This is a genomic window from Rhodoferax potami (genome assembly GCF_032193805.1).
Lineage (GTDB): Bacteria > Pseudomonadota > Gammaproteobacteria > Burkholderiales > Burkholderiaceae_C > Allorhodoferax > Allorhodoferax potami_A.
This window is the reverse complement of sequence record NZ_JAVBIK010000001.1, coordinates 270,912-284,305: the sequence shown is the minus strand read 5'-3', so window position 1 is coordinate 284,305 and position 13,394 is coordinate 270,912. Positions and strand designations below refer to the sequence as shown.

The 13,394-nt window shown below is 54.0% G+C and carries 14 protein-coding genes and 2 pseudogenes; 2 read left to right on the top strand and 14 right to left on the bottom strand.

Features of this window, described 5'->3' with window-relative positions; all coding sequences use genetic code 11:
• Positions 1–30: 30 nt before the first annotated feature.
• The 4 genes and pseudogenes from RAE19_RS01335 to RAE19_RS01320 all read right to left on the bottom strand — a co-directional run bounded on the left by RAE19_RS01335 (position 31) and on the right by RAE19_RS01320 (position 3,477).
• Positions 31–270, bottom strand: coding sequence for a hypothetical protein (locus RAE19_RS01335; protein WP_313876153.1), 240 nt, complete (start codon positions 268–270; stop codon positions 31–33).
• A 267-nt stretch (positions 271–537) separates the two neighbouring features.
• Positions 538–1,682 (bottom strand): annotated as a pseudogene (locus RAE19_RS01330) (AMP-binding protein); the annotation flags it as partial.
• A gap of 16 nt (positions 1,683–1,698) precedes the next feature.
• Positions 1,699–2,460 carry an SDR family NAD(P)-dependent oxidoreductase gene (locus tag RAE19_RS01325; protein ID WP_313873224.1) on the bottom strand — a complete coding sequence of 254 codons (762 nt, stop codon included), beginning with the start codon at positions 2,458–2,460 and terminating at the stop codon, positions 1,699–1,701.
• A 39-nt stretch (positions 2,461–2,499) separates the two neighbouring features.
• Entirely contained in the window at positions 2,500–3,477 is a 978-nt protein-coding gene (locus RAE19_RS01320) for a Bug family tripartite tricarboxylate transporter substrate binding protein (protein WP_313873223.1), read from the bottom strand.
• A 113-nt stretch (positions 3,478–3,590) separates the two neighbouring features.
• On the opposite strand from RAE19_RS01320, the gene RAE19_RS01315 reads away from it, so the two are divergent.
• Positions 3,591–4,481 (top strand): LysR substrate-binding domain-containing protein, encoded by an 891-nt coding sequence (locus RAE19_RS01315; RefSeq protein WP_313873222.1) that lies wholly within the window; start codon positions 3,591–3,593, stop codon positions 4,479–4,481.
• A gap of 53 nt (positions 4,482–4,534) precedes the next feature.
• Here RAE19_RS01315 and RAE19_RS01310 read toward each other — a convergent pair.
• The 10 genes and pseudogenes from RAE19_RS01310 to RAE19_RS01265 form a co-directional block, all read right to left on the bottom strand.
• A pseudogene (locus RAE19_RS01310) lies at positions 4,535–4,699 on the bottom strand (transcriptional regulator); the annotation flags it as partial.
• 8 nt (positions 4,700–4,707) lie between these two features.
• Positions 4,708–5,586, bottom strand: a complete 879-nt coding sequence (locus tag RAE19_RS01305) for a hypothetical protein (RefSeq protein ID WP_313873221.1) — start codon at positions 5,584–5,586, stop codon at positions 4,708–4,710.
• A 58-nt stretch (positions 5,587–5,644) separates the two neighbouring features.
• On the bottom strand, positions 5,645–6,115 hold the full coding sequence (locus RAE19_RS01300; protein ID WP_313873220.1) for a hypothetical protein: 471 nt from the start codon (positions 6,113–6,115) through the stop codon (positions 5,645–5,647).
• A 325-nt stretch (positions 6,116–6,440) separates the two neighbouring features.
• Complete coding sequence (locus tag RAE19_RS01295; RefSeq protein ID WP_313873219.1) at positions 6,441–6,851, bottom strand: hypothetical protein; 411 nt, start codon at positions 6,849–6,851, stop codon at positions 6,441–6,443.
• 46 nt (positions 6,852–6,897) lie between these two features.
• Positions 6,898–7,194, bottom strand: coding sequence for a hypothetical protein (locus RAE19_RS01290; protein WP_313873218.1), 297 nt, complete (start codon positions 7,192–7,194; stop codon positions 6,898–6,900).
• A 7-nt stretch (positions 7,195–7,201) separates the two neighbouring features.
• On the bottom strand, positions 7,202–9,283 hold the full coding sequence (locus RAE19_RS01285) for an AAA family ATPase (RefSeq protein WP_313873217.1): 2,082 nt from the start codon (positions 9,281–9,283) through the stop codon (positions 7,202–7,204).
• A 206-nt stretch (positions 9,284–9,489) separates the two neighbouring features.
• Positions 9,490–9,702 carry a hypothetical protein gene (locus RAE19_RS01280; protein ID WP_313873216.1) on the bottom strand — a complete coding sequence of 71 codons (213 nt, stop codon included), beginning with the start codon at positions 9,700–9,702 and terminating at the stop codon, positions 9,490–9,492.
• Between the two features lie 5 nt (positions 9,703–9,707).
• Complete coding sequence (locus RAE19_RS01275) at positions 9,708–10,235, bottom strand: hypothetical protein (protein WP_313873215.1); 528 nt, start codon at positions 10,233–10,235, stop codon at positions 9,708–9,710.
• A complete protein-coding gene (locus tag RAE19_RS01270) occupies positions 10,228–10,608 on the bottom strand; it encodes a hypothetical protein (protein ID WP_313873214.1) in 381 nt (126 codons plus the stop codon). The genes RAE19_RS01275 and RAE19_RS01270 overlap by 8 nt, the downstream gene beginning before the upstream one ends.
• Positions 10,609–11,198: 590 nt before the next feature.
• Entirely contained in the window at positions 11,199–11,666 is a 468-nt protein-coding gene (locus tag RAE19_RS01265) for an Lrp/AsnC family transcriptional regulator (protein WP_313873213.1), read from the bottom strand.
• 130 nt (positions 11,667–11,796) lie between these two features.
• Between RAE19_RS01265 and RAE19_RS01260 the strand changes: the two genes are divergently transcribed.
• The gene (locus RAE19_RS01260; protein ID WP_313873212.1) at positions 11,797–13,365 is read left to right on the top strand and encodes an aminotransferase class V-fold PLP-dependent enzyme; all 1,569 of its coding nucleotides are present in this window, start codon (positions 11,797–11,799) and stop codon (positions 13,363–13,365) included.
• Positions 13,366–13,394 lie beyond the last annotated feature (29 nt).

Genomic DNA, 13,394 nt, shown 5'->3' with positions numbered 1-13,394 from the left:
CTCCTGTTTTTATAGCTAATTGCGCAGTATTTAAGAGGGCTGTGGGCTGTTTTGAAGCATATTTGCGACCATTTCGCCCAATGCCTTTTTAGACACTTTGCCGAAGGTAGATACCGGAAAATCGGCCAGCACCTCCAAGCGCTCTGGTAGCTTGAACTTGGCGATTTCTTTGGTCAGCAAAAAGTCGACCAGGGTTTTGAGCTCCAGGCTCTGGCCGGCCCGCAAGATGACAAAGGCGCACATTTTTTCGCCCATGTGGGCATCGGGCATGGGCACGCAGGCCACGTTTTGCACGGCCGGGTGCATGAGGATGAGGTTTTCTACTTCCTCGGCGCTGATCTTTTCGCCGCCACGGTTGATCAGGTCTTTTTTGCGTCCTTCGACCACATAGTTACCGGAGGGATGCTTGCGCATCAAATCGCCGGAGCGGTAGAAGCCATCGGTGGTGAACTGCTTGGCGTTGTACTCCGGCACGCCGAAATAGCCGCGCAGGGTGTAGGGGCCACGCACCGTGAATTCACCCACCTCGCCGGGGGCCACTTCTCGGTCATCTTCATCCAAGAGCTTGACCTCGTCGTCTTCGCAGACCGGGCGGCCGCAGGTTTCCAGCTTGACCTCTTCAGGGTCGCTGGATCGCACAAACATCAGGGTGCCTTCAGACATGCCGAAGTTCTCTTGCACGAACACACCGGGAATCAAGGCCCGGGTTTTGGCGCGCACTTCGGGTTGCATGCGCTGCCCGCCACTCTGGATGAGCTTGAGGCTGGAGAGGTCGTAGTCGCCTACCGACGGGTCATTGATCAGGCGGATCAACAACGCCGGCACGACCTTCAAGTGTGTGACCTTGTGTTTTGGATCAGCGCAAACATCTCCGCCGGCCGGGTGTTGGCGTGCACCACGACCTTGGCGCCGTTGAACATAAAGCCTTGAATACCAGGGCAGGCCAAGGGCAGGTTGTGGGCGATCGGCAGTACCAGGAGCAGCACCGACTCGGCATCGACCTCGCACACGCTGGCTGCCACTTTGGAGTTGTAGGCGTAGTCGTTGTTGGTGCGGGGAATGAGCTTGGGAATACCTGTGGTGCCGCCCGAGAGCTGAAAGATGCAGGGGTCGGTAGGGTCGATGGCAATTTCGGCCAAGCGGGATGCCGGCAGCTGCGCAGGGCGGTCGATCAGCTCCCGCAGGGAGTGTTCGCCGGGCTTGGCCTGCCCCAGCACGATGCGTATGCGCAGGGCGTTGTTTTCAGCGGCCACACGGTCGATGACCGGCGAGAAGTGAAAGTCGCCCATCACATCCGGATACACGCAGGTGGTGGCGCCTGAGAGATTCACAAACTGGCTGATCTCGGCGTAGCGGTGCGTTACCAGCGCAGCAATCGGGATGGCGCCGATTTTTTGCAGCGCGAAGTACAGAACCACAAACTCATGCACGTTGGGCAGGGTGGGTACCACCCGGTCCAGCGGCTGGAGTCCGATTTCCAGCAAATTGAGCGCCAAGTTGGTGCTCAGCCGGTCGAGGTCGGCATAGCTCAAGCTCACATCGCCATCGACGAGTGCGGTGCGGTCGCTGAAGCGCGCATACACCGCGTTGAACTCCTGGGCCAGCGACTTGTCTTGCCAATAGCCGCGGGCGCGGTAGCGGGCCGCAAATTCAGGGGGGTAGGGAACGAATCCTTGCAACATGGCGGGCCTCCGTGTCTCAGGTCGAACTGGTGAAGCCACCATCGATCACCACAATCTCGCCGGTCACAAAGCGATTGGCGGTGAGCAGGTTCAGCATGGTTTCAGCGACATCGTCAGAGGTCACGCAGCGCTTGAGCGGTGTGGCTTTGGCGCGCTTTGCCATGAGGTCGTCGTATTTGTCACCCAGCATGCGCTGCATCCAGTCGCCTTCCATCCAGCCCGGTGCCACCGCGTTCACCCGGATATCCGGCCCGAGGTTCCAGGCCAGTGTTTTGGTGAGGTTGACCACCGCTGCTTTGCTCGCTGCGTAAGGCAGGGGTTGTGGCCCCGGGCGCAGGCCCACGATGCTGGCGCTATTGACCACCGCCGGGTTGCTTCCCTTTTTGAGCAACGGCACGGCTGCGCGCGTCACTTGGAAGGTGCCTCGCACATTCACGGCAAAAGTGCGGTCCCACTCGGCCATGTCGAGGCTTTCCAAGTCCTTGACCTTCCAGGTCGCGGTGGTGCCGGCGTTGTTGATCAGGGCGTCGAGGTGGCCGAACTCGGCGTCAATCGTGGCCATCATGGCGCGTACCGCGCTGTCGTCTGACACATCGCACTGCACCAATAGGGTCTTAGCGCCCAGTGCTTGGGCTTCTGCGGCGGTGGCTGCGGCGCCCTTGGCGCTGGAGGCGTAGTTGATGGCAATGTCATAGTCAGCCTTGGCAAGGGCCAGCACAGCGCTGCGTCCGATGCCGGTGGCTCCGCCGGTCACCAGCGCTTTTTTACGTTCACTCATGGGAATCTTTCTGTGGATAGGTGAGAGGGGTGCCATGGCTTACTGGGCCTGGATACCGAGATCCGCGACGATCTTTTTCATCGCTTTTTGTTGGCTGACGAAAAACTCGCGGGCACCTTCCACGCTGTCTTGGCGCGGGTACACGCCCAGGTCCGACAGGCGGGCGGTGATGTCGGCCGACTGGGTGATCTTGTTGATCTCTTTGTTCAGGGTCTCGATCACCTTGGGCGGTGTGCCCTCGGGCACCATGATCTGAAACCAACCGACCGCTTCAAAGCCGGGATAGGTCTCGGCCACCGTGGGAACATCCTCAAAACCCGGAAGGCGTTTGGACGACGTGACCGCCAGCGCATGCAGTTTTTTGGCCTTGACGTGTTGCAGCAGACCCGGAATGCCGTCCGCCGTCATGGTGACTTCACCCGTCATGACCGCCACGATGGCGGCGGGCGGGCCTGCGTAAGGCACGGTGAACAAGCCCATGTTGCCGGACTTGTTGACCAGCTCTCCTGCGAGGTGGGGCAGGGAGTTGTTTTGCGGCGCTGCAAAGTTGAGCTTGCCGGGTTGGGCCTTGGAGGCCTTGGCCAGATCCGCCAGCGACTTGATGTTGTTGCCAGACTGGGTGACCAGAATCAGCGGGCTGATGCCGATGGTGGCGACCGATTGCAAATCGGTATCGGGGTTGAACTGCGGGTTTTTGTACACCAAGGGCGTGATGGTGCCCATGGCAGCCGGCACAAAGCCAATCGTGTAGCCGTCGTTGGCTGAGCGGGCCAGTGCAGACATGCCGGGGATGCCACCTGCACCTGGGCGGTTGTCCACCACCACGCCTTGGCCGAGTGCGGCGCTCAAGCGGTCTCCGATCAGGCGGGCCACCACGTCCGGTGCAGCACCGGCTTGGGCGGGAACAATCATGCGAATGGGCTTGGCGGGCCAGTTTTGTGCAAAGGCTCCGGCGGCACCGGCCAGCAAGCAGGCGGCCGCAATCACGGCGCGCCGTTGACGCGATAGGGGTTTCATGGTGTCTCCTGTGGTCGTCGACGAATATGTCGATCTGGGCGTGACTGTAGAAGTGGCCTGTGATTCACATAAGATGGCAAATTGCAAATCGTGATTCATATTTCGCATCTCCCATGAAGCTTGATCAACTCCAGTACTTTGTCGCCATCGTGGAACATGGCAGCCTGCGCTCTGCAGCCCGACGATTGGGCGTGCCGCAGCCTGCGCTCACACGCAGTATCCGTGCCTTGGAGAAGGAGTTGGGGGGCTCGCTGTTCACACGCGAAACCACCGGCATGACGCTCACCGACACCGGGCGGCGCTTTCATATCCGGGCCAGCAATATCGTGCATGAAGCCCGCCGGGCCCAAGACGAAATCGCCCAGCACCGGGGCGATGACCGCGGGGCGGTGGTGGTGGCTCTGTCGATCATGCCGCACGTGGGCATGTTGCCCTTTGCCCTCAAAACCTTCCGGGCGCGCTACCCCGGCGTGAAGCTGCAAATCATCGAAGGCCTGTTCCCGGATGCGGAAGGCCCGTTGCGCGATGGCACGGTGGATTTTTATCTGGGGGCGGCGCCGCGGACACCCCCGGCCCCGGGCCTGGCGATGCGCAAAATGTTTGAGAACCGGCGCGCCGTGGTATGCCGTAAGGGCCATCCACTGGCCAACGTGCGCTCACTGAAGGCCTTGCAAGCGGCGGATTGGGCGATTACGGGCGTGGACTACAACGTGGAAGACGACATTGCCCGCCTGTTCGAGAGCCATGGGCTCACGGCACCCCATGTGGTGCTGCAGGCCAGCTCCGCCATGTCCATCATGGTGAGCTTGGCCCACAGCGACTTGCTGGCGATGTTGCCCGTTCAGTGGGAGGAATTCCCGATGACCCGGGATGCGTTGCAGGTCATCCGGATCCGCGAGCCGCTGCCGGCGCCTGCGATTGTGATGGTCCAGCGCCCGGACTTTCCGCTCACCCCGGCGGCTGAGTACCTGTCGGACGTGTTGAGTCGCTATGGACCCACCTGATAGATATGATCAAAATCAGCCTCTAGCCCCCGTTCAATATGCGCAAGCTGCTATCACAATGGTAGCGCCGTGGTGCTTTTGATCTGCTCCATCGAGAACGCCGATGACACGCCGGAGAGCTCTGCGAGTTGGATCAGGCGCTTGTAGAACCGGTCGTAGCCGGCGATGTCGATGGCCACGAAGTTGAGAAGGAATTCCATATCGGCATTCATGCGGTTGGTCTTTATCAAAAAAACCTCAATATGGTTGAAATAACGATCACAAGAATCGCTGCGTACGTAACAGGTATGAGAAACGAAATCCCCCAGATCGCCAAACCTGAAAATAAGATCAATAAAGCATCAGCGAGGAAACTGTACTCTCCCTTTCTTGGAGTTAACTCGGAATTTGCATTTGCCTGAATAAATTCAATTGATTCAGTAAATGTTTTTAGTCGATCTTCTGAATTGTTTATTGCCTCTAATTCTGATCTTAGTTTAATAATGAAAATGTCATCGAGTTCAGCAATCATGAATGGAGGGTGTGAGTGTTTTATGCTTATTTTATTAGTATCCTTGTTGATAAGCACTTCGCCGTCATAAGGTAATTCTTTAGAGGTAATGTCAAATTTGACTTTAGAGCGAGTTTTTCGTGATATTGAAAGTTCAATATGATTTGGAGCGGTTTGTGTTATTTCAATGTAAGATAGCCATAAAACTGCAGCAGCTTCAATCGCTAATTTAAGGTCGTCAGAAGAGATATATCTGGAGTCAATTATTTGAGAGTCGATGTATTCAAGTATTCCTGCATTAAAAACTGCAGAAAATTCAGGGGTTAATCTCGTATAGTTTACACAGGGGGTCGCAAGACCAGGCGACAGGGGTAAACTTCCTTTGAAAATGAATAAGTTCGTGCGCGAGATGTTCGATGTTGTTTGACTAATTAATTCCTCAGCGTATTCTCTTCCAAGAAGTTTGAAATGAAAAAGTGCCACATCATGTTTTTTGCTTAACTCGGTTATGAGTGTTACTCTTAGTTCGTGATTGTCTTCAATTCCCTCCCAAGGTGTAAGCCTAAGCAAGTTGAGGAGAGTGTAGTCAATTTCAAAAAATTCTTCACTGTTCATTTGATATTTGTATGATATTATTTTTTGATCTGACTCTATGTGTGGCCTTGCTCTGAGTTCAGATAGAGTTTTTTGGCGGCAGTTGGCGATTCAAGCGTGGTGAGAATTTTTTAATTAATGCCTCCTCCTCTATAGAGTACATACTAACTTCACCGCTCAACAGATCAACTTGGCAAGAGGCTGAAGTTCTAAACCAAACTTCAATTGCTGCACCTTTGCATTTTCCTGCTATTGATGCTACCAATGCGGACTTTTCAGGTACTCTTTTGTATCCAGCAATGTGTTGGTTTATTCGTCTATGGATCCCGTATCCAGCCTTGCCTGCATAAATGACTCCAAGATCATTATTGTGATTACGGGTAATCCATAGATAAACTCCTGCAATGCTATCTATTTCAACTTCTGCTGATCTGTAGTAAATTTCTGATTGATTGCGAGCCAAGATTTCACCAGCTTTGAAAAATTTAAATCTTTTTAAGTATGAAGTGGCAATCATTTTTTTTGTTACTTTAACTTGAAATAGTTTCAAAAAGGTGGATTAAAGTTACTTAAATCCAGTTTTTTGAAACCCGAAAAATTCAACCAAATTGAATTTAATTTGCGTGTTCTTGCTGGCTGCTTCCAATAAACCCAATTGCCCAATGTTTAGCGAATGGCATTCCAAAGAACCCATCCGGAGCATGAGTGCATAGCACGTTTCTCACTTCCGCGAAACCCAACTCCGGGTGGAGCGGAGCATTGCCCTGACACGTTGCTCGAATCAACCTTCGCCATTGAGTTAAATGTGTCTATTTGTCTAGGTCCTGTCCAATAAGCACAGTTTCCACAAGCTTTCTGGTTTTTACGGAAATCACTCATGATTGCTCCATTTGGTTCTGTTCAAAAGAATTCAGTTTCGTACTTTTGTGCTGCCGATATACGCGAATAAGGTCAGTTAAAGATTTTATATTTGGTTTATTTTTCATCAATTTTTTAATGCCATTAATCTGCTCCTTTTTAAAAAAAATTTCAATGTTCACCAAAGATATATAAATGCGATTGGTACTAAAGTTTATGTATTCTTTAATGCCGCTACAACTGAACTCATTTGCCTCTCTCTCTGTAAAACCATGAGACGGAATCTTTCTAAACTTTAGCTCGAGCATGTCGGCATTGATATTTACGGCAGAAAGCTGTGCATGCATTATCAGTCCGCCTTCTTTATAGATGCACTCCTTTCCAATTTGCTTCATTAAATGCTCTAAAGAAGAAGATAGGTTTGCCATAGGTGGTGTACTTTCCTTATTGTGTTTGCTATTGCGAATTGATCGTTTAAATTGAGTGGCCCTCGAATTTGCAATCTGTAATGAGTGAGCTGAGATCTTCTTCAGTACCGTGGCCAGTATTGTGAATAACGGGCAAAATGTTTTTTGCTCGCATCTTTAGTTTGGGCGTAAATATCGCTAAATTCAGTAGCCTACCCAAGCTGCCCTGCTGATGATGCGGCGTTGTTTGATCAGGAATAACTAAAATCTCGCCGCCTTGCACCCGTGCTGCGCAAGGTATGAAGAGCAACCCGACAGTCAGTTCAGAACCTTCGTAGTTTGAAAATACCAAAGTAAAGTTCATGGCGTTTTTACGTTTCTAATCGGGTCGTAAATCCGATAGATTTGTAGTAGTAATTTCCACCGCGTCTACTGGTTACCTCTGCCTCCAGCAGGGCTACATATTCTGCTGAATCCAGTTCATCTCCGTACACCAGTTTTTGGCGTTGCACATTTACAAAATCGGCTGGCACTAATCCGCCTACGTTATGTAATGTGGCTGGTGCGGCCTCTGAGAAAATGCGTTGATACATTGCACTTGCCTGTTCAGTGGTCAACACATTGAAGCGCAGCTTGAACTGAAAGCGCCGCAAGATGGCTGAGTCCAGTTCATTCATCAGGTTGGTTGTGCAAATGAAGGTGCCGGGGAATGCTTCCATCCTCGTCAGAAATTCATTGGTATGAGAAATCTCCCAGCTGTAGCGGGCACCGTCGCGGTTGCGCAATAAGGTATCTGCCTCATCAAGTAACAACACGGTTTCGGGGCCTGCGGCAGATGCCTCGTCAAACATGGCGCCTATGCGCTGTTCGGTGTCACCGATGTACTTGGATAAGAGTGAACCGGCTGTTTTGATGATGATGTCTCGGCCGAGCGATTCAGCTATGTGTTTTGCGAATCCGGTTTTACCTGTGCCCGGTGTACCGTAGAGGCACAGGCTCAGTTTGGGAGATCGTTTCAAGTAGTCAATAAGTCGCTCAGGGCTGGGGCCGTGGGAGATATTCAAAAACTCTGAGGAGTAGGCGGTTGTTTGTGTTGCTGTGGCTTGCAGGCTGCTGAGCCCCAAGGCTTTGCGCGATGTATTGAGCTGTTCGCTGATCCAGAGGCTGGCTTGCACATCGTTGTTCGGGCCAGCCAATGTCACTGTGCGAGCGGCGTTTTGGATATGACCTGGTGTCAAGTCGGGCATATCGATGATGGTTTGCAGCATCTGCTCAGGTAGCTGTAGCACGTCCAGGTATTTGCGTGTGTAGCTTTCTTTAACAGCCCTGGGCGCGGTTTTGAACTCTTTCAGTAGCGAGAAGCGCCGTAGGTGTGCGGGGTCTACGTCAGCGATCGAGTTGCCGGTCCAAATCACAGGCACTGGCGTGCGCTCAATGAGTTGATTCATCCACGCTTTATTGACCTTTTGTCCGCGGTCTATCGGCAAGTCGAAAACCTCTTCTGACTCGTCGAACAGCAGTGCCGCGTCTGTTCGCCCCTTGAGTGCATTGAGCATCATCAAAAATGAGGCGAGCCGTTGGTGCGGCTCCAAGCTGTTGCCCATATTGGTGGCGCAAGGTACTTCGTAGAGTGCCAATTTGGATTCTTGTGCCAGCAACTTGGCGTATTCCGTTTTGCCAGAGCCCGGCGCGCCATAAAGCATGACGTTGACTCCTTGCTGGCCAGCAGCGGCGGCCTGCGCAAGAAGTGACGTGGCGAGCAGGTGAAACTCTGAGAGGTGTGGAACCGCGTCGGTCGCGATTTGCGCGGGTGCCGCCAAATTCAAAAAACTGTTCAAAAAGGCCTCTTGGCTAACGTGCGTTTCCTGTAGCTGCGTAGCCAAGGCGAAGTTGTCCAGCCGCAGTGCGGACTCCAAATCACCAATTTGCCGCAGCATGCCCTCATGCACTCCGGCTTGCGCCAAAGGCCCGTAAGAGGAAAACAAAGTGTGAATCGCCAGTCGATCGGCACCAACCCACCGAGCAATGATGTTTACTGCGGTAGACATGTTGCTCAGAGCAACGCCCGCAAGCGCGCATTTGAATGGCTCACTCACCAAAGCTAAAGCCATCAGCTCAAGCACCCGCGTTTGCACTGCGGGCAGACTCAATGACGCTCCTAAATAGCGTGCGCTTTGTATGCATTGGAGCTCAAGCGCAGGGTCGGGCGCCTTGGATAACCACTCGATCGTGTCTTTGGCAATTTGCAACCGGAACTGTGCGCTGCAAGCGATGTTGCTGAACGTGCTGCTGTTGGTTTCTAAAACCCGCTCAGGAGTAACTAGTGCGGACGATGGGGCACCCAGCTCGGAGCGACCGTACAGGCGGATGCGGTCTACGGCGGGGCTTCTTTGCCTCTTAGGTGTAGCGGGGCTCGCGCTGTCGTGCACTGGCATCGGTATGGCGTGTGCCATAGCTTGAAGTACTTGCTCCGACCATACCCAAGCACCATTGCATGCGGCGACGGCGCGGCTAAAAAATATATCTTCTACAAAGCTTCTGTCCAGTCCAATTAATAACTGGCAGCTTGCGAGCGCAACCGCCCGATCCATGGCAGGAATCTCTGCAGGATCTTCGCAACGCGTGAGTAGTTTTACCCCTGTTTTTTTATAAATATACATTAGGCTATCTCAGCTCCAGTTACCTCGCCGTCATAGTAAGCCGTGATATGTCGGCCAATGCCGGGAACCCATTCCAGCACTACTTTTACACTGCCCGAAGTGTCTTCATCTTCCAGTTTGCAAGCCAAGGCTCTCTTTTTGAAGTGATTGTTAATTAAGCTAACTTGCTGTTGGCTTAATTCAAAATCTACTGTTTTAAGGCCCTTATTCATGCGGATTATTGCTTGTTGTTTTTGTATTCGCTGTTCATACGATCAAGCTCTTTGAACTCTGCCTCTGACGTCGATTTAAAGTCTCTAGAGCCCGCATCACCTTTGCTCAGGCTTAGCAGTACAAATGCGCGAAACCGGGAGCCATCGCGAATAATGTGCTGTTTTTCTACCGTGGCAGCGGCTACATCAAGGTCTGGACAAAAGGTGCGCGTGGCGGTGGTGTTGACCTGCTGACTGCTTTGGGCCGTGTCTTGCCTAAATTGCTTGCTTTGGCTGCGAACCACAGAGCCCGCACTTTGGCAGAGGCCTTCAAACGCAGCGGTTCGTGCATTGCTGAGCGCACCGCTCATGCTGGCTGAGACGCCATCGCCCACTGCCTGATGGTTGGAGGGATTGGTTTCAGGCTTTAAAAACCAAGCTGGGGTTTCTTTTTCAATTAGTTTGGCCGACAACACTTGTGGATCAGTGCGCGTTGCAGTGCCGCAGCCCACTAGTGTCCATGCCATAAATATCGTAATAAAAGTCTTATTCATTGGTCATTGCCTCCCATCGGGTGATTGCTGCGCGTCCGTCCTTTGCTCGGCACTGTGTGCCCGAGCTTGCTCCGCTGGGCATGTTTTCTTCTAAATGCAAGCATTGCGGTGTGTTAGGTTTTAGTGGTGGGCAATGGCGTCGAATAGCAGTAATTAAGTTCTCAGCGATGGCGGCTTGTTTGCCATCGAATGTGGCTCGGTTTTCAGAGCGAGTACCTTCTAATGCACTGAAGATATTGCCACTCAAACTGGTCATACGAAGGCCATTAAGGAGCCGATCATTTTTCGAGGGAATTTGTCTTTGTAGAAACTGCAACTGCTGCTCCCTGATTCGACAATCTATTTGGAAGTAATTGAGATCCACAACATCCATGCCTGCAGTTGTTGTGGTTGTACAGCCGTTAAGAAGTAATAAGCTTCCCAAAGTCGCTGTTACCAATTTATTTCGAGTTCGCACAGTAGTAGGCTAATCTTTCAATTTGAATATCGATTGTTTGGTTGTATCGGACTTCGTTAGTACCATCATTACTTTTTATATGTTTCAATTTATTCAGGTATCTCATCTGGGCTGCTTGGTTGGCGCAGTCTGGCGCGAAGTACGTCACTGCCTCATAGCCAGGCCTGTGAAGGCTGGTGCACCCCACTAAAAACGCGACAGAGGTAAGCGATAACAATCTGTTTGAATTAAAAGAGGTCACGTTTGGTTTTAATTTTTTGTACCGAAAAAATGAAATTCGCTTGAGGAAATTTACATTAAAAAAAATTAAAGACCAAATTTTGGAGGTTGAAACTCTCGGCACGCCCTCAGTTGCTATGTGCCGCAGATCCACCCTGCGATGGTGGGTAGGGCTGCGTGTACTGGGGCTTCTAGGCTTTTAAGATTTGGGCTATGTATGCCCCGACAGCAGTAATTAACTGAAACAAATCAGCCGCTAGCGCCCATGGAATATGCGCAAGCTGCTTTCACAATGGTAGTGCCGTGGTGCTCTTGATCTGCTCCATCGAGAAGGCCGATGACACGCCAGAGAGCTCTGCGAGCTGGATCAGGCGCTTATAGAAACGGTCGTAGCCGGCGATGTCGGCAGCCACCACCTTGAGCAGGTAGTCCACATCGCCGCTCATGCGGTGGAACTCTTGCACCTCGGGCATGCCGGCCACCGCGGCGGCGAATTCGCGCAGCCAGGCTTCGTCGTGCCGGTTGGTGCGCAGGCTCACAAACACGGTGACCGGCAGGCCGGCTTGTTCGCGGTTCACGATGGCCACGCGCTTTTCGATCAGGCCGGACTCTTCCATCGCTTTCACCCGTTTCCAACACGGGGTGGTGGACAGGCCGATCTTTTCACTCAGCTGTGCCACCGACAGGGTGCCGTCTTTTTGCAGCTCACTCAAGATGGCACGGTCAGTGCGGTCCAGTTCTTTATGGGCTTTCATTGCTTCAATGGTGTGTTATTGGAGAATGAATATTCTATGGTTCGCTGAATATGAGTAAAAAATAAGATGTTTGTTAGTGGGGGCCTGCCTACCATCGAGGGCTTGTTTTCACCACCCTACGACGACCTCCATGCACGCACCTGCCCACGAGATTTACCTGGATTGCAATGCCACAACACCGGTCTTGCCCGCCGCTCGGGATGCCGCGGTGCGGGCCTTGTCCGGCCAATTTGGGAACCCCAGCAGCAGCCACAGCACCGGCTTGCGCGCCAAGGCCGTGCTTGATCGGGTGCGTGCGCAGGCCGCCCGGGTGCTGGGTACCGAGAATGGGCAGTTGGTGTTCGGGAGCGGGGCTACCGAAGGCATTCAAACGGCTGTGCTGTCGGCCTTGTGTGCCGCGCGCGCACGCCGTGATGCTGGCGAAGCGGTAAACGGGCCGATTTTGCTGGGTGCCACCGAGCACAAAGCGGTGCCACAAGCGGTGGCGCACTGGAACCAGCTGTTGGGCCTGAACCTGCCGGTGCTGACCGTGCCGGTCAACACACACGGCTTGCACGAACTGGCATTCCTGCAGCAACACCTGCCGGGCGCGACCTTGCTGTGCACCATGGCCGCCAACAACGAGACGGGAGTGGTGTCGGACATTGCCGGTATAGAGGCCACGTTGCAGGCTAGCGGCTCCCGCGCTTTGTGGCTGGTGGACTGTGTGCAGGCGCTGGGTAAGCTCGAGTTGAATTTGGCGGCCACCCGCATCGACTACGCGCCGTTCTCCGGCCACAAGCTCTATGCGCCCAAAGGCATCGGCATGCTCTATGTGCGGGAGGGCAGCCCCTACACCGCGCTGATGGCCGGTGGTGGCCAAGAGGGCGGGCACCGCGCCGGCACCGAAAACATGCCCGGCATTGCCGCCCTGGGCGCCGTGTTGCAGGTGCTGGAAGACGGGGGCGACGCGGTGTTCCGCAGCCACGCGCAACTGGCGCACTACCGTGCCCGCCTGGCCGATGCGCTGCAGGCAGCATTGCCCGGCGTGGTGTTCAACATGCCCTTTGAAGGCAGCTTGCCAACCACGCTCAATTTTTCGGTTCCCGGCATCGACAGCAAAACGCTGCTCAATGTGTTTGACGCGGCCGGGATGCGCATCAGCGCAGGCAGCGCTTGCAGTGCCGCCAAAGCCGAACCCAGCTATGTGCTGCAGGCCATGGGCTTGCCGGCCTGGCAGACCGAGGGCGCGGTGCGCCTCTCGATAGGCGCCACAGTAGACGCAGCCTTCATCGACGAGGCATGTGCCCGCATCGCCGTCTGCGGCCAAGTGCTGCGGGCCTGCTGTACGGGCGCTGCCCCAGTTAATGGCGGGCCTGACCTGGCCATCGAATGCGGTAGCGAGGGCGGCCTGTCAGCTGACGCCCTGGGTGATTTCTTTCAACGCCACCCGGACGCCCGGATGGTCGATGTCCGCGATGTGGCCGAGCACCAGGCCAGCCACAACTTGCTGCCGTGGACGCAAGCCAGCACCCTGAATGTGCCCATGGAGGCTCTTCGCCACAGCATGCCTGCAGACCTATCGCAAGCCTTCGGCCCAGTGGTCATGTTCTGCCGCAGCGGCGCACGCAGTCGCCAAGCCGCAGCGCTCTTGCGGGCGCGGGGGCACACACAGGTGTGGCACCTGGAGGGCGGGGTGGCACTGGCGGAAATGGCATAGGTCTGTGCGCCCTGCGCATGGCACCTAGC

Bases quoted from the DNA above. Each gene is read 5' to 3' on its own strand.
- RAE19_RS01265 (WP_313873213.1), bottom strand. From the start codon at position 11,666: ATGAAAGCCCATAAAGAACTGGACCGCACTGACCGTGCCATCTTGAGT.
- RAE19_RS01260 (WP_313873212.1), top strand. From the start codon at position 11,797: ATGCACGCACCTGCCCACGAGATTTACCTGGATTGCAATGCCACAACA.
- RAE19_RS01275 (WP_313873215.1), bottom strand. From the start codon at position 10,235: ATGAATAAGACTTTTATTACGATATTTATGGCATGGACACTAGTGGGC.
- RAE19_RS01305 (WP_313873221.1), bottom strand. From the start codon at position 5,586: ATGAACAGTGAAGAATTTTTTGAAATTGACTACACTCTCCTCAACTTG.
- RAE19_RS01315 (WP_313873222.1), top strand. From the start codon at position 3,591: ATGAAGCTTGATCAACTCCAGTACTTTGTCGCCATCGTGGAACATGGC.
- RAE19_RS01320 (WP_313873223.1), bottom strand. From the start codon at position 3,477: ATGAAACCCCTATCGCGTCAACGGCGCGCCGTGATTGCGGCCGCCTGC.
- RAE19_RS01325 (WP_313873224.1), bottom strand. From the start codon at position 2,460: ATGAGTGAACGTAAAAAAGCGCTGGTGACCGGCGGAGCCACCGGCATC.
- RAE19_RS01295 (WP_313873219.1), bottom strand. From the start codon at position 6,851: ATGGCAAACCTATCTTCTTCTTTAGAGCATTTAATGAAGCAAATTGGA.
- RAE19_RS01270 (WP_313873214.1), bottom strand. From the start codon at position 10,608: ATGGATGTTGTGGATCTCAATTACTTCCAAATAGATTGTCGAATCAGG.
- RAE19_RS01335 (WP_313876153.1), bottom strand. From the start codon at position 270: ATGCCCGATGCCCACATGGGCGAAAAAATGTGCGCCTTTGTCATCTTG.
- RAE19_RS01280 (WP_313873216.1), bottom strand. From the start codon at position 9,702: ATGAATAAGGGCCTTAAAACAGTAGATTTTGAATTAAGCCAACAGCAA.
- RAE19_RS01285 (WP_313873217.1), bottom strand. From the start codon at position 9,283: ATGGCACACGCCATACCGATGCCAGTGCACGACAGCGCGAGCCCCGCT.
- RAE19_RS01290 (WP_313873218.1), bottom strand. From the start codon at position 7,194: ATGAACTTTACTTTGGTATTTTCAAACTACGAAGGTTCTGAACTGACT.